This is a genomic window from Jannaschia halovivens (genome assembly GCF_046452375.1).
In the GTDB taxonomy this organism is placed as follows: domain Bacteria; phylum Pseudomonadota; class Alphaproteobacteria; order Rhodobacterales; family Rhodobacteraceae; genus Jannaschia; species Jannaschia halovivens.
Genome location: NZ_JBKFDJ010000002.1, coordinates 636,719 through 656,572, shown reverse-complemented (window position 1 = coordinate 656,572; position 19,854 = coordinate 636,719). Strand labels below are relative to the sequence as shown.

At 68.3% G+C, this 19,854-nt stretch carries 23 protein-coding genes; 7 read left to right on the top strand and 16 right to left on the bottom strand.

Going from position 1 to position 19,854, the window contains the following annotated elements; translation table 11 throughout:
- Positions 1-6: 6 nt before the first annotated feature.
- The 3 genes from ACK8OR_RS16760 to ACK8OR_RS16750 all read right to left on the bottom strand — a co-directional run bounded on the left by ACK8OR_RS16760 (position 7) and on the right by ACK8OR_RS16750 (position 2,542).
- Complete coding sequence (locus tag ACK8OR_RS16760) at positions 7-1,581, bottom strand: gamma-glutamyltransferase family protein (RefSeq protein ID WP_410190528.1); 1,575 nt, start codon at positions 1,579-1,581, stop codon at positions 7-9.
- Between the two features lie 170 nt (positions 1,582-1,751).
- Entirely contained in the window at positions 1,752-2,201 is a 450-nt protein-coding gene (locus ACK8OR_RS16755; RefSeq protein WP_410190527.1) for an ATP-binding protein, read from the bottom strand.
- Positions 2,201-2,542, bottom strand: coding sequence for an STAS domain-containing protein (locus ACK8OR_RS16750; RefSeq protein ID WP_410190526.1), 342 nt, complete (start codon positions 2,540-2,542; stop codon positions 2,201-2,203). The genes ACK8OR_RS16755 and ACK8OR_RS16750 overlap by 1 nt, the downstream gene beginning before the upstream one ends.
- Before the next feature lie 90 nt (positions 2,543-2,632).
- On the opposite strand from ACK8OR_RS16750, the gene ACK8OR_RS16745 reads away from it, so the two are divergent.
- From ACK8OR_RS16745 to ACK8OR_RS16720, 6 genes are all read left to right on the top strand, one after another.
- The gene (locus tag ACK8OR_RS16745) at positions 2,633-3,811 is read left to right on the top strand and encodes a thiolase family protein (protein WP_410190525.1); all 1,179 of its coding nucleotides are present in this window, start codon (positions 2,633-2,635) and stop codon (positions 3,809-3,811) included.
- A gap of 92 nt (positions 3,812-3,903) precedes the next feature.
- A complete protein-coding gene (locus ACK8OR_RS16740; protein WP_410190524.1) occupies positions 3,904-4,359 on the top strand; it encodes a GAF domain-containing protein in 456 nt (151 codons plus the stop codon).
- Positions 4,356-4,820 (top strand): MOSC domain-containing protein, encoded by a 465-nt coding sequence (locus ACK8OR_RS16735; RefSeq protein WP_410190523.1) that lies wholly within the window; start codon positions 4,356-4,358, stop codon positions 4,818-4,820. The genes ACK8OR_RS16740 and ACK8OR_RS16735 overlap by 4 nt, the downstream gene beginning before the upstream one ends.
- Positions 4,814-5,299, top strand: coding sequence for a GNAT family N-acetyltransferase (locus ACK8OR_RS16730; protein ID WP_410190522.1), 486 nt, complete (start codon positions 4,814-4,816; stop codon positions 5,297-5,299). Before ACK8OR_RS16735 ends, ACK8OR_RS16730 begins: the two co-directional genes overlap by 7 nt.
- Before the next feature lie 122 nt (positions 5,300-5,421).
- On the top strand, positions 5,422-7,815 hold the full coding sequence (gene pheT, locus ACK8OR_RS16725; protein WP_410190521.1) for a phenylalanine--tRNA ligase subunit beta: 2,394 nt from the start codon (positions 5,422-5,424) through the stop codon (positions 7,813-7,815).
- A 38-nt stretch (positions 7,816-7,853) separates the two neighbouring features.
- On the top strand, positions 7,854-8,657 hold the full coding sequence (locus ACK8OR_RS16720) for an endonuclease/exonuclease/phosphatase family protein (RefSeq protein WP_410190520.1): 804 nt from the start codon (positions 7,854-7,856) through the stop codon (positions 8,655-8,657).
- Between the two features lie 13 nt (positions 8,658-8,670).
- On the opposite strand, the gene ACK8OR_RS16715 is transcribed toward ACK8OR_RS16720, so the two are convergent.
- The 11 genes from ACK8OR_RS16715 to ACK8OR_RS16665 form a co-directional block, all read right to left on the bottom strand.
- The gene (locus ACK8OR_RS16715) at positions 8,671-9,726 is read right to left on the bottom strand and encodes a succinylglutamate desuccinylase/aspartoacylase family protein (protein WP_410190519.1); all 1,056 of its coding nucleotides are present in this window, start codon (positions 9,724-9,726) and stop codon (positions 8,671-8,673) included.
- Complete coding sequence (gene rimK / locus ACK8OR_RS16710; protein WP_410190518.1) at positions 9,726-10,631, bottom strand: 30S ribosomal protein S6--L-glutamate ligase; 906 nt, start codon at positions 10,629-10,631, stop codon at positions 9,726-9,728. Before rimK ends, ACK8OR_RS16715 begins: the two co-directional genes overlap by 1 nt.
- Entirely contained in the window at positions 10,628-11,101 is a 474-nt protein-coding gene (locus ACK8OR_RS16705) for an ATP-dependent zinc protease family protein (protein ID WP_410190517.1), read from the bottom strand. Before ACK8OR_RS16705 ends, rimK begins: the two co-directional genes overlap by 4 nt.
- A 90-nt stretch (positions 11,102-11,191) precedes the next feature.
- The gene (locus ACK8OR_RS16700; RefSeq protein ID WP_410190516.1) at positions 11,192-12,379 is read right to left on the bottom strand and encodes a phenylacetate--CoA ligase family protein; all 1,188 of its coding nucleotides are present in this window, start codon (positions 12,377-12,379) and stop codon (positions 11,192-11,194) included.
- Entirely contained in the window at positions 12,376-13,356 is a 981-nt protein-coding gene (locus ACK8OR_RS16695) for a phosphatase domain-containing protein (protein ID WP_410190515.1), read from the bottom strand. Before ACK8OR_RS16695 ends, ACK8OR_RS16700 begins: the two co-directional genes overlap by 4 nt.
- 55 nt (positions 13,357-13,411) lie before the next feature.
- Positions 13,412-13,693 (bottom strand): DUF6958 family protein, encoded by a 282-nt coding sequence (locus ACK8OR_RS16690; RefSeq protein ID WP_410190514.1) that lies wholly within the window; start codon positions 13,691-13,693, stop codon positions 13,412-13,414.
- Positions 13,690-14,235: an RNA 2',3'-cyclic phosphodiesterase gene (gene thpR, locus ACK8OR_RS16685; protein ID WP_410190513.1), complete on the bottom strand. Its 546-nt coding sequence runs from the start codon at positions 14,233-14,235 to the stop codon at positions 13,690-13,692. Before thpR ends, ACK8OR_RS16690 begins: the two co-directional genes overlap by 4 nt.
- A complete protein-coding gene (locus tag ACK8OR_RS16680) occupies positions 14,235-14,693 on the bottom strand; it encodes a VOC family protein (protein ID WP_410190512.1) in 459 nt (152 codons plus the stop codon). The genes thpR and ACK8OR_RS16680 overlap by 1 nt, the downstream gene beginning before the upstream one ends.
- Positions 14,690-15,535 carry an ABC transporter ATP-binding protein gene (locus ACK8OR_RS16675; protein WP_410190511.1) on the bottom strand — a complete coding sequence of 282 codons (846 nt, stop codon included), beginning with the start codon at positions 15,533-15,535 and terminating at the stop codon, positions 14,690-14,692. Before ACK8OR_RS16675 ends, ACK8OR_RS16680 begins: the two co-directional genes overlap by 4 nt.
- Positions 15,536-15,648: 113 nt before the next feature.
- Positions 15,649-16,938: an ABC transporter substrate-binding protein gene (locus tag ACK8OR_RS16670; protein WP_410190705.1), complete on the bottom strand. Its 1,290-nt coding sequence runs from the start codon at positions 16,936-16,938 to the stop codon at positions 15,649-15,651.
- A 67-nt stretch (positions 16,939-17,005) separates the two neighbouring features.
- Entirely contained in the window at positions 17,006-18,082 is a 1,077-nt protein-coding gene (locus tag ACK8OR_RS16665; RefSeq protein ID WP_410190510.1) for a branched-chain amino acid ABC transporter permease, read from the bottom strand.
- Between the two features lie 77 nt (positions 18,083-18,159).
- On the opposite strand from ACK8OR_RS16665, the gene ACK8OR_RS16660 reads away from it, so the two are divergent.
- The gene (locus ACK8OR_RS16660) at positions 18,160-18,480 is read left to right on the top strand and encodes an SHOCT domain-containing protein (protein WP_410190509.1); all 321 of its coding nucleotides are present in this window, start codon (positions 18,160-18,162) and stop codon (positions 18,478-18,480) included.
- A 7-nt stretch (positions 18,481-18,487) separates the two neighbouring features.
- Here the strand turns inward: ACK8OR_RS16660 and ACK8OR_RS16655 are convergent, their stop codons facing one another.
- The gene (locus ACK8OR_RS16655) at positions 18,488-18,847 is read right to left on the bottom strand and encodes a GFA family protein (protein WP_410190508.1); all 360 of its coding nucleotides are present in this window, start codon (positions 18,845-18,847) and stop codon (positions 18,488-18,490) included.
- Positions 18,848-18,851: 4 nt separating this feature from the next.
- Positions 18,852-19,841: a branched-chain amino acid ABC transporter permease gene (locus ACK8OR_RS16650; protein ID WP_410190507.1), complete on the bottom strand. Its 990-nt coding sequence runs from the start codon at positions 19,839-19,841 to the stop codon at positions 18,852-18,854.
- Between the last annotated feature and the right edge of the window lie 13 nt (positions 19,842-19,854).

Genomic DNA, 19,854 nt, shown 5'->3' with positions numbered 1-19,854 from the left:
CGCGCCTCAGTACCCCAGCGCGCAACCGTCCTTTCGCGGATCGGACGCACCTTCGAGATAGCCGTCGGCGTCGATCCGGATGGCCTGCGCGCCGCCGATCGGCGTCTCCGGAACCTCGATCCGGTGCCCCATCGCCGCCAGTTCGGTGACGACCCCGTCGTCATAACCCCGCTCCAGCTTCAGCACGCCACCGTCGGCGAAGGCCCGCGGCGCATCGATCGCGCTCTGCGCGTCCATCCCGAAATCGAGCATGTTCGACAGGACGCGGATATGCCCGTTCGGCTGATACTGTCCGCCCATGACGCCGAACGGCATCGTCACGCGCCCGCCCTCGCGCAGCATCGCGGGGATGATCGTGTGCATCGGCCGCTTGCCGGGTGCTATTTCGTTCGGATGCCAGCGGTCCAACGTGAAGCCTGCCCCCCGATTCTGAAACAGGATGTCGAACTTTTCGGACGCGATCCCCGATCCGAAGCCGTGGAAGATCGAATAGATCAGCGAGACGGCCATGCGGTCGCGATCGACCACGGTGATGTAGATCGTGTCCTTGTGGACCGCCTCGGCCGTCTCGGTCAGGCGCGGCGTGGCGCGCTTGGGATTGATCAGTTCCGCCAAGGCGGCGCCTGTTGCCGGGTCGAGCATGTGCTCGAGCCGAGTCATGTGATCTGCATCGGCGAGGAAGCGATTGCGCGCGTCATAGGCCAGTTTCGCGGCCTCGGCCTCGATATGGGTGCGGCGCGCGCCGAACGGGTCCATCGCGGCGATGTCGAATTGCGCGAGGATGTTGGCCATCAGGATCGCCGTCGCGCCCTGGCCGTTGGGCGGATGCTCCACCAGTTCGGTGCCCTTGTAGAGACCCGAAACGGGGTCGGCCCAGTCGCAGGCCGTCGCCGCGAAATCCTCCATCGTATGCGGCCCGCCCGCCTTGGTCAGCGCCGCGACCATGTCCTCGGCGACCTCGCCCGCGTAGAACCCGTCCCGCCCCTCGGCAGCGATCCGGCGGAGGGCGGCGGCCTGCCTCGGCGACGCAAAGGTGGCGCCCGTCGCGGGGATGTCGTCACCCAGATACGCCCTGCGCGCGTGGCCCTGAAGGGTCGCCGCGTCCTTGGCCCAGTCGAAGGCGACGCGGGGTGCGACCGGCACGCCTTCCTCGAAATAAGGGATCACGGGGGCGAGCGTGTCCTCGATCCCCAGTTTCCCCTCCTGCTCCGAGAGCGTGCAGAATGCGTCGATAGCGCCCGGCACCGTCACGGCCCAGGGCGAATGGGCGGGGACGGTCTTGTGGCCTTGCGCCCGCAGCGTCTGGGCCGAAGCGCCCGCCGGCGCACGGCCCGATCCGTTCAACGCGCGGACCTCGTCCGATCCCGCTGGCTTCAGGAGGACGAAGCAGTCGCCCCCGATCCCGGTCATCTGCGGCTCGCACAATCCCAGGAGGATCGCGCCCGCGATCGCCGCATCGACGGCATTGCCGCCCCGTTCCAGTACGTCGATCGCGACCTTTGCCGCGAGCGGGTGGGACGTCGCGCACATGCCGTTGCGCGCCAGGACGGGGGAACGGCCGGGCCGGTGGAAATCACGCATGCGCACCTCTCGGGGATCGAATTCGCATCGGAGGCTAGGTCGCAGGGCGGGCATTGCCAACACGTCACGCATCTGCCGCGAACCAGCTCCGTCGAGGAAATCGGGTAGGGCGCCAAACCGGCGTACCCAGCCGGGGCACGAACGGCGATGCCGAGGGATGCAGGCCCGGCTCAGATCACGAACGAGAAGTGCAGCCGGTTCAGCCCGTCCGCCCGCTCGTAGGTCATATCCTCGGTCAGGGCATGGATGATGAACCAGCCGAATCCCCCCTCGGGCAATTCGCCCGTTTGCGGATCCTGCGTCGGAAGCTCCGCGATCGCGAGAAGCGGCGAAGGCAGCGGGCAGCCGTCATCGGCCGTCATGACGAACACGCGTCCCCCCTCGGCCGTGACGGCCAGTTCGATCCACGCATCGTCTCGCCCGGCGAGCGCATGTTCGACGATGTTGTTGAGCACTTCGGCCACGACGAGTTCGACTTCCGCGCGTCGGGCCTCCGGGAGCCAGTCCAATTCGAAGAGGCGCGCGAAGGCGGTCATCGCCTCGGCTACGGCGTTGGCCGTACCCGCGATCCGCGCACTGCGCGTGGTCATCGGCGGCGAGGCAGCCATCGCTTGCGCCATCAGGCCGCGTCCTGTCCCGGCGCCGCCCCGCCCGGAAGATCGTCGTGGATCGCGAAGACCCGGTCCATCCGCGTCAGGTCGAGCACGCGGCTGACCGCGCCGCGCGTGCGCGCGAGTTCCAGCGTGCGCCCGTCGAGCCCTTTCATAACCGACACCAGCGCGCCGAGCCCGCTGCTGTCGAGGAAATCGACCTTGGCCATGTCGAGCACGACGCGACCCCCATGGCCGCCGCACAACTCGCGCACCTGTTCCTTGAAGCCGACGGCGCAGGCCGCGTCGAGCCGGGCCTCCGTCAATTCCAGGATGAGGATGTCGTCGGTCGTTCGGCTGTCGATCTGCATGCCTCGTCTCCGGTTCTGCGCCCTCTGGAACCTCGGGCATCGCGGTGGCAAGCTACGCGCCATTCCTTACCAATCCGTAAGCGGGGACAGATGGAACAGGTCATCATCGCAGGCGCGAAACGTACGCCCATGGGCGGCTTCCAAGGCGCGCTTTCGGCGGCGACCGCATCCGAGCTCGGGGGTGCGGCGATCGCCGCGGCCCTCGCCGATGCCGGCGTCCCGAGCGACCGTGTGGACGAGCTGTTGATGGGCTGCGTCCTGCCTGCGGGGCAGGGGCAGGCCCCGGCGCGACAGGCCGGGTTCGCCGCCGGTCTTCCGAAGGAGGTGCCCGCCACGACGCTCAACAAGATGTGCGGCTCGGGCATGAAGGCCGCGATGATGGCGCATGACCAGATCGCGCTGGGCCAGACCGGCGTGATGGTCGCGGGCGGCATGGAGTCGATGACGAACGCGCCGTATCTCTTGCCGGGTATGCGGGGCGGCGCGCGGTTGGGCCACGGCGCGGCGGTGGATCACATGTTCCTCGACGGGCTGGAGGACGCCTATGACAAGGGCCGCCTCATGGGCACCTTCGCCGAAGACTGCGCCGAGGCCTACCAATTCACGCGCGACGCGCAGGACGACTACGCGCTCCGGTCGCTGTCGCGCGCGCAGGAGGCCATCGCGTCGGGCGGGTTCGCGGGCGAGGTCGCGCCGTTCACCGTCACGTCCCGCAAGGGCGACACCGCCGTCGCGCAGGACGAGCAGCCGGGCAGCGCGCGGCCCGACAAGATCCCCCATCTGAAACCCGCCTTCCGCAAGGACGGGACGGTCACGGCAGCCAATTCGTCGTCCATCTCGGACGGGGCGGCGGCGCTGGTCCTTGCCTCCGGCCGCATCGCCGAGGCCGAAGGTCTGCCCGTCCGCGCGCGCATCCTCGGCCACGCCAGCCACGCGCAGCAGCCGGGGCTCTTCACCACCGCGCCGGTGCCAGCTGCCCGAAAACTGATGGATCGGCTGGGCTGGGAAGTGGGCGACGTCGACCTCTGGGAGGTCAACGAGGCCTTCGCCGTCGTGCCCATGGCCTTCATGCACGAAATGGACCTCTCGCCCGAGATCGTGAACGTCAACGGCGGCGCCTGCGCGCTCGGTCACCCGATCGGGGCCTCGGGCGCGCGCATCATGGTCACACTGCTCCATGCGCTCGAAGCCCGCGACCTCAAGCGCGGCATCGCGGCGATCTGCATCGGCGGTGGCGAAGGCACGGCCATCGCCATCGAACGCCCCTGACAACGACTCATTAAGGTTAACGCGCGTCCTCGTCCTCTGGCCCCAAATACCTCGGGGGGCCCGCAGGGCGGGGGCGGAGCCCCCTCGGGACCATGCCCCAGATCGACTACGCCCATCTCGACCGAACCGTCGCCAGCCTGACCGAAGGCGAGGACGATGCCGTCGCGCTGATGGCCACGCTCGCCTGCGAGCTGCATCATGCCGACGATCGCTTCGACTGGACGGGCTTCTACCGCGTCGTCGCCCCCGGCCTTCTGAAGATTGGCCCCTATCAGGGCGGCCACGGCTGCCTCGTGATCCCCTTCGATCGGGGCGTCTGCGGCGCCTGCGCGCGCACGGGCGAGGTTCAGATCGTTGCCGATGTCGATGCCTTCCCCGGCCATATCGCCTGCGCGTCCTCGACGCGGTCCGAGATCGTGCTGCCGGTGCGCGACCGCAGTGGCGCGCTGATCGCGGTGCTGGACATCGACAGCGACCGGCCGGATGCCTTCGACACGGCGGATGCCGAAGGACTCGCGCGGATCCTCGACGCGACCTTCGCCCGATGAGGTCGCTTCGCGTTCTGATGGATGCGCATCATCATTCGGGGCGGCTCGACTGGATCGGCCTGCGGCCCGCGCGCCGCGCCGACATGACCGAGGTCGACGCGGTCGACATCGCCGAAGCGGGCCCGGTCGGCGACCACGCACGGCCCGGCAAGCGCGCCGTGACACTGATCCAGGCCGAACACCTGCCGGTCATCGCCTCGCTCAGCCGCACCGATGCCGGACCGGACGCGCTTCGACGCAACCTCGTGGTCTCGGGCCTCAACCTCGCGACGCTGCGGGGGCGTGATCTGCGGATCGGGACGGCCGTGCTGCACGTCAGCGGCCCCTGCGCGCCCTGTTCGCGCATGGAGGAGACGCTCGGCCCCGGCGGCTACCAAGCCGTGCGCCATCATGGCGGCTGGTGCGCATCGGTCGTCTCGCCGGGACGGATCGCGCGGGGCGACGCGGTGACCCCGTGCTGATCCGTGCGGCGACCGAAGCGGACCGCGACGCCATCGTCGCGCTGCATCTGGCCTCGTGGCAGAGCAGCTACGGCATCGTCCTGCCCGCGCGCGTCCTCAGCGACGTCCTGCCCGATTACCTCGCGGCCAAATGGGCGCCACGCGGCTTCGGTCCCGATCAGCCGACACTGGTCGCCGAAGCCGGAGGCGAGTTGCTGGGCTTCGTCTGTGCGCTCCGCGATGTCGTGCCGCCACTGATCGACAACCTCCATGTCCACCCGACGGGGCGCGGGCGGGGGACCGGAGCGCAGCTTCTGGCGGCGATCAACAAGGCGCTCGCGGCAAGGGGTGCCGCGGCCTCGACGCTTACGGTGCTCGAGGCGAACACGCGCGCCATCGCCTTCTACCGCGCGCAGGGCGGCCGGGATGCTGGACCCGAAGATGACAGGCTGGTGGGCCACCCAGTGAAGGTGCGGCGTTTCCTGTTCGACCTCGCCTGAGGCGGGACACGGACGGACCGCGCCTGCCAGAGCCGGCCCACCATCCGGGTCAGGCGGCCGGGCTTCAAACCGCGGGGCGATGCGGTTATGGAGCGGCGACACATTCCCGAGGCCCGCATCCCATGAAATTCACGCTCTCCTGGCTCAAGCGCCATCTCGACACCTCGGCCACCGTGCCCGAGATCGCCGACGCGCTCACCGATCTGGGGCTCGAGGTCGAAGGCATCGAGGATCGCGGTGCGGCGCTGCGCCCTTTTACCATCGGGCACGTCACCTCGGCCGAGAAGCATCCCGACGCCGACCGCCTGAGGGTCTGTCAGGTGGAGACGGACGAAGGGACGAAGCAGATCATCTGCGGCGCGCCCAACGCCCGCGCGGGCATCACCGTCGTCGTGGCGAAGCCCGGCGTCTACGTGCCCGGCATCAACACGACCATCGGCGTCGGCAAGATCCGCGGCATCGAGAGCTTCGGCATGATGGCCTCCGAGCGCGAGATGGAGCTGTCGGACGAGCATGACGGCATCATCGAGCTGCCCTCGGGCGAGGTCGGCCAGAGCTTCGCCGATTGGCTGGCCGAGCACGATCCCGCCAAGGTGGACCCCGTGATCGAGATCGCCATCACGCCCAACCGTCCCGACGCGTTGGGCGTGCGCGGCATCGCGCGCGATCTGGCGGCGCGCGGCCTCGGGACGCTGAAGCCGCTCGACCGGCCGGACGTCACCGGTACCTTCGACAGCCCCGTCGGCGTGACCATCGCCGACGACACGATCGACGGCTGTCCGGTCTTCGCGCTGCGGATGATCCGGGGCGTGACGAACGAACCCTCGCCCGACTGGCTGCAAGACCGGCTTCGCGCCATCGGACTCAGGCCGATCAGCTTCCTTGTGGATGTGACCAACTGGTTCACCTATGACCTGAACCGCCCGCTGCACGTCTTCGACGCCGATATCGTCCAGGGCGACCTGCGGGTTCACCGCGCGGCCGGCGGCGAGACGATCGAGGCGCTGGACGAAAAGACCTACACGCTGCCCGAGGGGGCGATGGTCATCTCGGATGATGCCGGCATCGAGAGCATCGCGGGCATCATGGGCGGGGCGGCTTCGGGCGTGACCGAGGCCACGACGAACGTGCTGGTCGAAAGTGCGTTCTGGGACCACGTCCAGATCGCGCTGGCGGGCCGGGCGATGAAGATCAACTCGGATGCCCGCTACCGCTTCGAACGCGGTGTCGATCCGGCCTTCACGCCCGAGGGACTGGATCACGCAACGGCCATGATCCTGGAGCATGCGGGCGGCGAGGCGTCGCACATGGTCGTGGCGGGAGCCGTGCCGGACACCGCGCGCAGCTACCGCCTCGACACCGACCGCGTCGAGGGCCTCGTGGGCATGTCGATCCCCGCCGAGACGCAACGCGCCACGCTGACCGCACTGGGCTTCCGGCTGGAGGGAGACCAGGCCCATGTCCCGAGCTGGCGACCGGACGTGCAGGGCAGCGCCGATCTCGTCGAGGAGGTCGCGCGCATCGCGTCGTTGACCAAGTTGGAAGGGCGGCCCATGGCGCGGCCCGCGCAGGTGCTGCGGCCCGTCCTGACGCGCATGCAGCAGCGCGAGCGGACGGCGCGCCGTACGGCGGCCGCGCTGGGCTACGACGAATGCGTCACCTACAGCTTCATCGACCGCGCGTCGGCCGAGCTGTTCGGCGGTGGCACCGATGCCACGCGGCTCGAGAATCCGATCAGCCAGGACATGTCGCATATGCGTCCCGCGCTCCTGCCCGGTCTGCTGCAGGCGGCGGCCCGCAACCAGGCGCGGGGCGTCGCGGACCTCGCGCTGTTCGAGGCGGGGCACGTCTTCGATGGCGGAATGCCGGGCCAGCAGCAGTTCTGCGTCTCCGGCCTCCTCGTCGGCCATACCGCGCCGAAGGGCATCCATGGCGACCGGCGCCCCGTCGACGTCTTCGACATCCGCGCCGACGCCGAGGCGATCCTTTCGGCTATCGGCGCGCCCGCGAAAATGCAGACGATGCGCGGCGCGGACGACTGGTGGCATCCGGGCCGCTCGGCCAAGCTGTGCCTCGGGCCGAAGAAGGTGATGGCGGAGTTCGGCGAGATCCATCCCAAAATACTCAAGGCGATGGACGTGAAAGGGCCGGCGGTGGGCTTCTCGATCTGGCCGGCCGAAGTGCCGTTCCCGAAATCCGCCACCGCCTCGCGCGGGGCGCTGACGCTTTCGGATCTGCAGGCGGTCGAGCGGGACTTCGCGTTCGTCCTGGACGCGGAGGTCGAGGCACAGGCGGTCGTCAACGCCGCGCTCGGGGCCGACAAAACCCTGATCACCGGCGCGCGTGTCTTCGACGAGTTCCGGGGCGGCAGCCTCGGCGAGGGCCGCAAGTCGCTGGCCGTGACGGTGCGGTTGCAGCCGACCGAGGCCACGCTCACCGACAAGGAGATCGAGGCGGTCGCGGCAAAGGTCGTCGAAAAGGTCGCGAAGGCTACGGGAGGAGAGCTGCGCGGCTGACGGGGCAGGGCCCCCCGGCGGCGCGGCGGAGGCGTTCGATGCAGATCATGTCGCTGAATGCCTGGGGCGGCGCGTGCCATGACGCGCTGGTCCCGTATCTCGCCGAGACCGCGCCCCACATCCTCTGCCTGCAGGAGGTCGTCCACACGCCCGACGCCCCGGCGCCGTGGCTGACATATCGCGACGGGGCGCATGTCCTGCCGCAACGGGCCGATATCCTCTCGGACGTGGCGCGGGCCTTGCCCGACCATGTTGCGATCTTCTGTCCGGCGGCACAGGGCGTGCTGTGGCACGGGGAGGCCGCCGTTCCCTCGCGCTGGGGCCTCGCTACCTTCGTGCATCGCCGCCTGCCCATCGTCGCCCAGGCTCAGGGCTTCGTGCACAAGGGCTACGAACCCGACGGCTACGGCGATCACCCCCGCTCGCGCAGTGCACATGCCGTGCGGGTCTGGGACCACGACGCGGGACAGGGTGTGTGCGTCACACAGATGCACGGCCTGCGCGATCCGTCCGTCGGCAAGGCGGATACGGCCGCGCGTGCGATCCAGGCCGACCGCCTCGTCGCGCTGTCCGACCGGGCGGCGGAGGCCGGGGATCGCGTCGTCATCTGCGGCGACTTCAACGTTGAGCCCGAGAGCGAGACCCTCGCGCGGCTGACGCGTGCGGGGCTCACAGAGCTGGTGACGGCGGGTGGCTTCGACGGGACCCGGACATCGCTTTACTCCAAGCCGGGACGCTTCGCCGATTACATGTGCGTCGACGATCCGAACGCCGTCCTGGCGTTCGAGGTGGTTCGCTCGCCCGAGGTTTCGGACCACTGCGCGCTGCTCCTCACGATCTAGACGGGCGTCGGGATCAAATGATCTCGTCCTCGTCGAATAGCGGGTCGTCCGCCATCTGGGTGGTCAGATCGTCCATCACGGTCTCAGCGCGGGCGACGGAGGCGACGCGGGCGAGGTGGAAGACGGCGTCGCCCTCGTTGACGACGGGCATGACGGCACGGCCGACGATGATGCCGTCGAAGGGCGCGGTGATCTCGGTCTCGTGCTCGCCGAAGGGGTCCGAAACGGCGGCGAGGACGGCGCCCGTCTCGACCACGTCGCCATCACCGCGAAAGGCCCGCAGGAGGCCGCCCGTCGGTGCGCGAAGCCATTTGGACGAGGTGCAGATCTGCGGGCGCGTCTGGGCGGCGGCGATGCCGCGCCCGCCGACCATGCCGCGATAGCGCAGCACCCGCAGGATGCCAGCCATGCCCGCACGCACGGAATATTCGTCGAAACGCAGACCCTCGCCCGCCTCGTAGAGCAGCACGTCGCGCCCGATGGCCTTGGCCGCGCCGCGCAGGCTTCCGTCGCGAAGCGGCGACTGCAGGATCACAGGCGCGCCGAACACATGCGCGAGATCGAGCATCGCCGGATTGTCGGGCGCGATGCGGATCTGGGGCAGGTTGGTGCGGTGGATCGCTGCCGAATGAAGGTCGATCCCGAGGTCGCAGCGCGCGACCACCTGCGAAAGGAAGAGATGCGCCAGCCGTGCGGCCAGCGATCCGCCCGCGCTGCCGGGAAAGGAGCGGTTGAGATCGCGCCGATCGGGCAGGTAGCGCGAATGGTTCATGAACCCGAACGCGTTGACGATGGGCACGACGATCAGCGTGCCCTTCACCGATTTCAACGCCGGGGCGCGCAGGAGGCGGCGCACGATCTCGACCCCGATGACCTCGTCGCCATGGATGCCCGCGCTGACGAAAATCGTCGGTCCGTCGCGACGCCCGTGGATGACATGCACGGACATGGAGACGGGTGTGTGGTCGGACAGGTGGCTGACGGGCAGGTCGATCGTGGCCCGCGTCCCCGGCGCGATCGCCGTCCCGCCCAATTCGAAGGTGGGACGCCGCGTCGGGGCAGCCGGCATCAGCCTTTGCCTCGCGTCTTGGTGGCGCCCGGCTTGGCGTTCTTCTCGATGAATTCGATGATCTTGCCCGCGATATCGAGACCGGTCGCCTTCTCGACGCCTTCGAGGCCGGGCGAGGAATTCACTTCCATCACCACCGGCCCGTGATTGGCCCGCAGCATGTCGACACCGCAAACCGCGAGGCCCATCGCCTTGGCTGCGCGCACGGCGGTCGAGCGTTCCTCGGGCGAGAGCTTGATCACCTCCGCCGAGCCGCCGCGATGCAGGTTCGACCGGAACTCGCCCTCGCCCCCCTGCCGTTTCATCGCCGCGATCACCCGGCCGCCGACGACGATGGCGCGGATGTCCGAACCACCGGCCTCCTTGATGAACTCCTGCACGAGGATGTTGGTGTTGGTGGCGCGGAACGCCTCGATCACCGACTTGGCCGAGCGGTCCGTGTCGGCCAGCACGACGCCCAAGCCCTGCGTTCCTTCCAGCAGCTTGATGACGAGGGGTGCGCCACCCGCCAGTTCCAGCACTTCCTCGGTCTGCTTCGGGTCGTGGGCGAAGGTCGTCACCGGCAGGCCGATGCCGTCGCGGGCCAGAAGCTGCATGGAGCGGAGCTTGTCGCGGCTCCGCCCGATGGCCACGCTTTCGTTGACCGGGAACACACCCATCATCTCGAACTGCCGCAGCACGGCCAGGCCGTAGAACGTCACGCTCGCACCGATCCGCGGGATGACGGCGTCGAAGCCTTCGAGCTTCTCGCCGTTGTAGTAGATTTCGGGCCGCCGCGACGCGATGTTCATGTAGCAGCGCAACGTGTTGACGACGTGCATCTCGTGGCCGCGTTCCTCGGCGGCCTCCTTGAGGCGCTGATGCGAATAGAGGTTGGCGTTGCGTGCCATCATAGCGATTTTCATGGGTCGTCCTTTCCGCGGGCGTCCGCGACTGGAGAAGGGCACGTCCGTAATCTCGTGCGCCGGGTATGAACCGCGACGTTATGGGCACTGAGCGCCGTGCGCCCGACGATCATGGGGCTGCGCATCCGGCTGCGATCGGTCAGCGACAGGTCGATCAGCCAGCGGTGACCCGCGATGAGCAGCGGCGTGCGGATGACGTGTCGGTCTTCGGGAATGCCGGACGTGTTCTTGACGGCGCGGCGGTCGAGGACGGGATGTTCGTGGATGCGCTGGCTGCGGGCGCCATTGTGTCGGATGCGGAATCGGAGCCATGGGACGCCGTCCCGCTCGAACTCTTCCATCATGTCGGCATGGAGCGCGGAGGTTCGTGCGCCCGTGTCGATCTTCGCCTTGATATCCGTTAGGTCGAGCGCGGGCAGGCTGACCCGCTCCATCCAACCGACGACAAGAAGATTCTTGGGACTGGACACAAGCAGCGCTCTCGTTCGGATCGGTCAGCGGAAGCGCCCATCATGTTTGCTGGCGCAACCGAAGGAAAGGCGCTTGTCGCGCACGGCGCCTCAACCGTAGTCGCGCTTGTCCTCGATCACGAGGCCATCGTTGGGCAGCGCGTCCATGCGCAGGACGCGGCCCTTGAGCTTCAGGGTCTGGGCGACGCTCTCGGCCCAGGCGGCCTCGTCGCCGCCCGTCGCCTGCACCTGCACCTCCATCGCGTCCATCTCGCCTTCGCGGGTCACGACAACACGCGCCGCCTGCACCTCCGGATGGCGGGCGACGAACTCGGCCACCTGTTCGGGGCGCACGAACATGCCCTTGATCTTGGCGGTCTGGTCGGCGCGGCCCATCCAGCCCTTCATGCGCGCGTTCGTCCGGCCGCAGGGGGACGTACCCTCCATCATCGCCGAGAGGTCGCCCGTGGCGAAGCGGATCAGCGGGTAATCGGGGTTGAGCGAGGTGACGACGACCTCGCCGACCTCACCCGCGGGAACGGGGTCGCCGGTGCCGGGGCGCACGATTTCGACGATGACGCCCTCATCGACGATCATGCCCTCCATCGCGTCGCTCTCGTAGGCGATGTTGCCGAGATCGGCGGTGGCATAGCATTGCAGGCAGGCGATGCCGCGCTCGGTGTATTCCGCGCGCAGGCTGGGGAACAGCGCGCCGCCGCCGACCGCTGCGCGCACGATCCCGAGACTCTCGCCCGTCGCGTCGGCGCGGTCGAGGATCACCTTCAGATAATCCGGCGTCCCGGCATAGGACGTCGCGCCCAGATCCGCCGCCGCCCGCACCTGCAGGTCGGTCTGGCCCGTGCCGGCCGGGATGACGATCGCGCCCACGGCCCGTGCCCCGCTCTCGAACATGTGGCCGGCCGGGGTCAGGTGGTAGCCGAAGCAGTTCTGCACGACATCGGTGGTCCCGATCCCGCAGGCGTGCAGGAACCGACCCATCCGCCACCAATCGTGGGACACACCGCCGGGTTCGTAGATCGGGCCGGGCGACTGGAATATCTGGGCCACGTTCGACACCCGGATGCCGCCGAAGGGGGGCTGTTCCGACTGCCATTGCGACAGATGGGATTTCCGCATGACCCGCAGCTTGGGCAGATCGTCCAACGACGTGATCTCGGACGGGTCGAGGTGATTGCCTTCGCGGGGCGTCACCTGCGCCAGTTGCGCGCGCAGCTGCGTCAGCTGGTCGGCCGCGCGGGCATCGGCGCTTCGCGTCTCGAGGTCGTCGTAATGGCTCATTCCAGTCCCCAATGTCGTCGGGCGCCCGTAAAGTCCGGGCCGTGAAAGCAGGGCACGCCCTCCGCCTCGATCTCGGCGATGGCATTGGCGTCGTCGTCGCCCACGCCCGGGGCGGGTTCGCGCAAAGCCACGCCCCGGATGCGGCCGGGGTGACGCCGGACGGCGTCGCGGTAGACGATGGCGTCCTTCTGGCCGCTGTCGCCCATCAGGTAGCCGTCGAGATCGGGATTGGCCGCGAGGATGGCGTCGATGGCGCGCCCCTTGTGGGTGCCGTGGCTGGCGCCGACGCCTTCCTCGGTGATGCCCAGGTCGCGCAGGAACATCGGGCCGCGCGGCACGCCTTCGTGGCGGAACAGGTCCTCGAGGAAGTCGTGCAGGTTCCAGGGCGAAGAGGAGACGTAGAAGATCGGATGCCGCGTGCCGTCGGTCATCGACTCGACCAGGGCGATGGCGTCGTCATGGGCCTGCCGCGTCAGCGCCGAGCCGGTGAAGGTCGTCCAGAGGTTGCGCGCCAGCGAATGGGCGCCGGTCTCGATCATCGTGTCGTCGATATCCGAGATCAGCATGTACTCGGCATCGGGTGCCGGGACGCGCGCGTGGAAGGCGACAGGCTCCTGACCGGGAATGGCGCAGTGCACGGTGGCCCAGCCTGGGTCGAAATCGCCCGCGACGGTCAGGCGGACATACCCTTCGGCATCCGACAGGCCGGTGGCCCCGCCGCCCTCGACCGTGACGCCTTGCACCTCGTCGGTGATGAAGAGGTTCGCCATCTGGCGCAGGTTCATCCATTTCGATTGTTCGGCATCGGGCTCGGCGCGGCGCAGATGGGTCAGGACGCGACCGCGCAGCACCAGTCCCTCGGGGGTCGCATAGCCGAGATAGGGGTCGAGGACGGGGTCGTCGTCGGAGCGGTCGCCGATCCGCTCGAGACCGGATTCCACGAGACGGGCGGCGCGCAGGGCGAGGGGCTTCAGCATGGGGATCTCCGTTTGTGTCGGAGGGTCAACGGGCCGGGGCGGGATGGGTTTCGCGTCATGCGCGCGTCAATCGCAGCGGGCGGCCGGGCAGGCGCGCGATTTCACCGCGGACCTCCATCTCCAGTCGCACGGTGGTGACGTGCCATCCGAGCTTGCCGAGCGCGTCCAGCTGCTCGTCCGTCAGCTGGTCTCCGACACGGGCCGCCACCTCGGAGGCCGGGACCGCGCCGTCGGCGAGGACGTCGAGGATGGCGCTGCGGCAGGCGTCGAATTTCCAGGTGGGCACGTTCGTGGCACTGGTGCCCGTCGGTGTCCGGCAGGGCTTGCGATCGGTCATGCCGCCACCAGCGGATAGGTCGCGAGCGGCTCGTAGATCGGCCCCTCGGGCGTCAGGATCGAGGACCAGAGCGGGGCCAACCCGGCCATTTCGGGTGCCACCACCGGCACGCCCAGCGCCGCGACCGCGCCCGGCAGTCGGGCCGGGTCGCCCGGCGCGGAGGCGGGGAACCGGATGAGCGTCACATGCGGGCGGAAGCGTTCGCGCGGCAGGTCGATGCCCGCGCGGCGGCAGGCCGTCCGCACCGCGTCCCGGAGCGCGGTCAGGTCAGGCGTCGCCGCGATATCCAGCGCCATCAGGCGGGCCCGTCCCGCGCCGAAGACTGCGTAGGCCAGAGGCTCGAGCGTCACGGCCGAGGCGGGCCGCGCCTCCAGCGCCTCGTGCAACGCCTCAAGACGGTCCTCGGGCTGGTCATCCAGAAAGGCCAGCGTCAGGTGCAGGTCCTCCGCATCGACCTTCCGCCCGCCGGGGATGCGCGATTGCGCGCGGCATAGCGGCCCGATCCACGCCTCGGGCACGGGGAGGCCGACAAAGGCCCGCATCACCGATCCTCAAAGGCGGCGCGCACGGCGCCGATGTCGATCTTCGTCATGGTCATCATAGCGGCGAAGGCCCGCCCCGCCGCCGCGCGGTCCGGGTCGCAGGTCATGTCCCACAGGCCCTCGGGCGCGATCTGCCATCGCACCCCGAACCGGTCGATCAGCCAGCCGCATTCGAGCACCTCGCCCCCGTCGGACAGCGCCGCCCAGAGACGGTCGGTCTCGGCCTGATCGTCGGTCGCCACGACGATCGACGTCTCTTCCCCAAGGCGGTTCCGGGGACCGCCGTTCAGCGCCTGGTACGGGGTGCCCATCAACTCGAACGCCACGGCGAGCGGCGCGTCGCCCTCTCCGGGCATGGTCTGCGTGATCCGGCTATCGGGCAGCAGGTCGCACCAGAAGGCCGCGGCCTCGTGGCCGTTGTTGTCCGCGAACCAGAGGCAGGTGCTGACGCGGCTCAAGACAGCCACCGCTTGCGGCGGCGGTAGCTGCGCACGTCGCGGAAGGATTTCCGGCCTTCGTCCGACATCCCGAGGTAGAATTCCTTCACGTCCGGGTTTTCGCGCAGCTCGGCGGCCGGGCCGTCCATCACGATGCGGCCCGACTCGAGGATGTAGCCGTAATGCGCGAAGCGCAGCGCCACGTTGGTGTTCTGCTCGGCCAGGAGGAAGGACACGCCTTCATCCTCGTTGAGCGATTTCACGATGCCGAAGATCTCTTCGACGAGTTGCGGGGCGAGGCCCATCGACGGCTCGTCGAGAAGGATCATCTCGGGGCGGGCCATCATGGCGCGTCCGATGGCGCACATCTGCTGCTCGCCGCCGGAGGTGTAACCGGCCTGGCTGCCGCGCCGCTCGCGCAGGCGCGGGAAGTAGTCATAGACCATCTCCAGGTCGCGCTTGATGGCCGAGTTGCCGTCCTTGCGGGTGTAGGATCCGGTCAGCAGGTTCTCCTCGACGGTGAGGTGCTCGAAGCAGTGCCGCCCCTCCATTACCTGCACCACGCCGCGCTCCACCAGGTCGGCGGGGGTCAGGTCCTGGATGCGGTCGCCCTTGTAGACGATCGAGCCCTTGGTCACGTCGCCACGCTCGGAGCGGAGCAGGTTCGAGATCGACTTGAGCGTCGTCGACTTGCCCGCGCCGTTGCCGCCCAGAAGCGCGGTGATACCGCCTTTCGGCACCGTCAGGCTGACGCCTTTCAGGACGAGGATCACATGGTTGTAGATCACCTCGATATTGTTGACCTCGAGCAGGGCGTCGGCGGTGCCCTGCGCGGCCTGGGCGTCCGGGGTCGTGTCCAGCATGGGGATCTCCGTCGTGTCGGGTGGCTCGTCTCGCCGCTGGCGCCCGGCACGGGGCGGCAGAGGGAAGGCGAGGAGCCCCCGGCCGCGCGTGGCGCGGCCGGGGGCGGTGTCGATCAGCTCTCGGCGCAGCCCGGCGTGATGCCGGCCTCGGCGGCATAGGCGGCCGAATCTTCCTCGATCAGCGGGTCGATCACGTCGCGGTCGCTGTCGATCCAGTCCGTGATGATCTCCCACTCGCCGGCGGCGGCATCCCACTGCTGGACCTTGGCCTGGCCGGAGCCGCCATGGTTCTCGCAGGACACGCTGAAGGCGGGGCCGAAATTCGGCATCCCGAGGCTTTCCATCAGCGCCTCGTCGACGACCAGCGCCTCCATGCCGTCGCGCATCATCGCGGGCGTGATGTCCATCTCGCCGTGGATTTCCTGCGCTTTCTTGGCGGCTTCGGCGGCCAGCATCGCGGCGTAGAGACCCCGGTTGTAGAGCACCGTGCCCACCTGGTCGCCGTTGCCCGCCGCCATCCCGGCGTCGATCACGTGCTCCTGCAGGTCGGCGAAGATCGGGAAATCGGCGCCCACATTGTGCATCGCCAGCGACTTGTAGCCGTTGGCGGCCTCGCCCACGGGCAGCACGTCGTTCTCGGACCCGGCCCACCAGTTGCCGATGAAGTTCTCCATCGGGAAGCGGATGTTGGCGGCTTCCTGGATGGCGACCTGGTTCATCACGCCCCAGCCCCACATCACGACGTAGTCGGGCTGCTCGCGACGGATCTGGAGCCATTGCGACTTCTGCTCCTGGCCCGGGTGATCGACCGGCAGCAGACTCAGCTCGAAGCCATGCTTGGCGGCCAGCTCCTCCAGCGTGCGGATCGGCTCCTTGCCGTAGGCGGAGTTGTGGTAGACCAGCGCGATCTTCTTGCCCTCGAGCGAGCCGTCATTGACGTCCAGCAGGTGGTTCACCGCGATCGACGCGCCGTCCCAGTAGTTCGCAGGATAGTTGAAGACGTTGTTGAAGACTTCGCCATTGGCGGCCGAGGTCCGGCCGTAGCCCATCGTGTGGAGCGGGATGCCGTCGGCGGCGGTCTTGGGGATCAGCTGGTAGGTGATGCCCGTCGACAGCGGCTGATAGACCAGCGCGCCTTCGCCCTTGGTGCTTTCGTAGCACTCGACGCCCTTCTCGGTGTTGTAGCCCGTCTCGCATTCGAGGACGCGGGCGGGGATGCCGCCGATGCCGCCATCGCGCTCGTTCAGGAGCGTGAAGTAGTCGGCATAGCCGTCCGCGAAGGGAATGCCGCCCGCCGCATAGGGGCCAGTCCGGTAGCTCAGCGACGGGAACACGAGGTCCGCCATCGCCGGGGCTGCGGCGCAGATGGCCGCGATCGTAAGGGTTCCAAGTTTCATCGGTATGTCCTCCCTGGGGTATCCGATTGTCGTAGGGCGGGTTTGGTCCCGCCGCCTCCCGTGGCCGCCCGCATCAATGCGGGAAGGGCCACAATCTCAGTTTTTCCTTCGTCAGGCGCCAGAGCTGCGCCAGCCCGTGCGGCTCGACCACCAGAAAGAAGATGATCAGCGCGCCCACCACCACGAGGTTGAGATGCGCCACGATGTCCGTGGGCCAACCCAGGAGGTCGACGCCCACCAGCTTCAGCATCACCGGAAGCAGCACGAGGAACGCGGCGCCCGCGAAACTGCCGAAGATCGAACCGAGGCCGCCGATGATGATCATGAAGAGCACGAGGAACGACTTCTGGATGCCGTAGACCTCGCCCACCTCGACCGCGCCCAGATAGACCGTGAAGAACAGGCTGCCCGAGATGCCGACGAAGAAGGACGACACCGCGAAGGCCGTGAGCTTGGCGCGGAGCGGGTTCACGCCGATGATCTCGGCCGCGATATCCATATCCCGGATGGCCATCCACTGTCGCCCGATGGTGCCGCGCGTCAGGTTGCGCGCGACCCAGGCCAGAACCACGACGAAGAGCAGGCAGAACAGGTACTGCGCCCAGGCTTCGGTGTTCGGCCCGGTGACCTCGACCCCGAAGAGCGTGCGCTCGGGGGCGTTGATCTGTCCCGAAGCCGAGTAGTTGTAGAACCAGCCGACACGGTTGAACATCCAGACGAGGAAGAACTGCGCCGCCAGCGTCGCCACCGCCAGGTAGAAGCCCTTGATCCTGAGCGAGGGCAGGCCGAACGCGGCCCCCACCGCCGCCGTGATCAGCCCCGAAAGCAGCGTGACCGTGATCATGTCCATCCACGGAAAGGCCGTCATCAGCTTGTAGGAGGCATAGGCTCCGACCGCCATGAACCCGCCGGTGCCCAGCGACACCTGTCCGCAATAGCCCGTCAGAATGTTCAGCCCGAGGGCCGCGATCGCATAGATCAGGAACGGCACGAGGAAGGCGTTGGCCCAGTAGTCGGTCACGAGGAACGGCAGGATGACGGCCGCCACGAGCAGGATCGCCCAGTACCCCCAGCGATCGAACTTGATCGGGAAGGTCTGGTTGTCCTTGGCATAGGACGTCTTGAAGTCGCCCGCCTCACGATAGAGCATGTGTCACTCCCCCTGCGGCCATTTTACCGCCAAGATGTTCTGTCAGACCCGTCCCGACGAGATGCGAGGCCTGACCGATGTCCCAACCCGCCACCGAACTGACGAAGCTTCTGTCGCTGCGAGACGCGGGCGAATTGACCGAGGCGGAATTCGCCCTCGCGAAGGAGCGCGTGCTGAACCCCCTTCCCGAACCGGGCAACCGGCCCCGGCGCGGTCCGCTCGCGTGGATCCTCGGCGATGTCGCGGGCTGGCTGATTGCCGTGATCGTCGCGGTCGCGCTCCTGATCGGAAGCGTCGTGGCGCTGGCGTTCACGGAGATCGGCTTTCTCGCCCTGACCGCGATCGTCGTCGTCGGCCTTCTGGTGCTCTGCGCGGTGCAGGTCCTGAGTTCGTGGTAGCGGCCGGTCATCGCGCGGCCTCCGGCCAGTAATTCACGCCGTCGAGCCATGGCATCGGCTCGAGGTCGCGCGGGTTCACGCCCTCCAGCCCGCCCACGTTGACGCCGAACTCGGACGTGGCCGAGGACCGGCGGTGATGGGTGTAGCAGCCGCAGACCGCGCAGAAGTAATGCTCCGCCTGCATCGTGCCGAACCGGTAGAGCGTCAGCGTCTCGCCTTTCACGACCTCGAGGTCGCCGTCCTTTACGGTCGCGTTCGCCGCCTGCCGCCGCCGACAGAACGAGCAATCGCAGCGCCGCGCGTCCGAGAGGCCGGCGGCCAGCGTCACCCGCAGCTCGGCCGCGCCGCAATGGCACGTGAGGCGCATGGGGTCAGACCCGTTCAATGATCTTCTCGCCGAAAAGGCCCTGCGGGCGGAACACCAGGAAGATCAGCGCCAGCACGTAAGCGAACCAGTTCTCGGTCGCGCCGCCGAGATAGGGCGCGCCGATCAGGAACTCGAAGAGCTTTTCGCCCACGCCGATGATCAGCCCGCCGATGATCGCGCCCGGGATCGAGGTGAATCCGCCCAGCATCAGGACCGGCAGCGCCTTGAGCGCGATGAGGCTCAGCGAGAATTGCACGCCCGACTTGGCGCCCCACATGATGCCCGCGACCAGCGCCACGAAGCCCGCGATCGACCAGACCAGCACCCAGATGAAGTTGAGCGAGATGCCTACCGACAATGCCGCCTGGTGGTCGTCGGCCACGGCCCTGAGCGCGCGGCCCTGCTTGGTATACTGGCTGAACGCGACCAGCCCCGCGACGAGAAGGGCGGCGATGATCGTCGCCACGATGTCGAGATTGTCGATGAAGAAGCCGTAGCCGAAGATCTCGAAGGTCGTCGTGTCGATCCAGTCGTTGATGCCCTGCGGCAGGCCGACATCCAGCGTCTTGATCTCGGCGCCCCACATCAGGTCGGCCACCCCTTCGAGGAAATAGGCCAGCCCGATCGTCGCCATGAAGAGGATGATCGGCTCCTGATTGACGAGGTGGCGGAAAATGTAGCGGTTCACAAGCCACGCGAAGCCCGCCATCACGACCACCGTCAGCAGGATCGCCAGAAGCGCCGGCACCTGCCAGCCGAAATGGTGGATGTTCGTCCCGAAGGTCGCGTTGATCAGATGCGCGAAGGGCACCTGACCGTTCTGGATGCCCACCAGCGTCATCGCCGCGAACAGCGCCATGACGCCCTGCGCGTAGTTGAAGATGCCGCTGGCCTTGAAGATCAGAACGAAGCCCAGCGCCACGAGCGCGTACATCACGCCCGCCATCAGGCCGTTCAGCGCGACCTCCATGCCGAAGAGAAGTTGGTCGGGCATCAAGGCCTCCGTC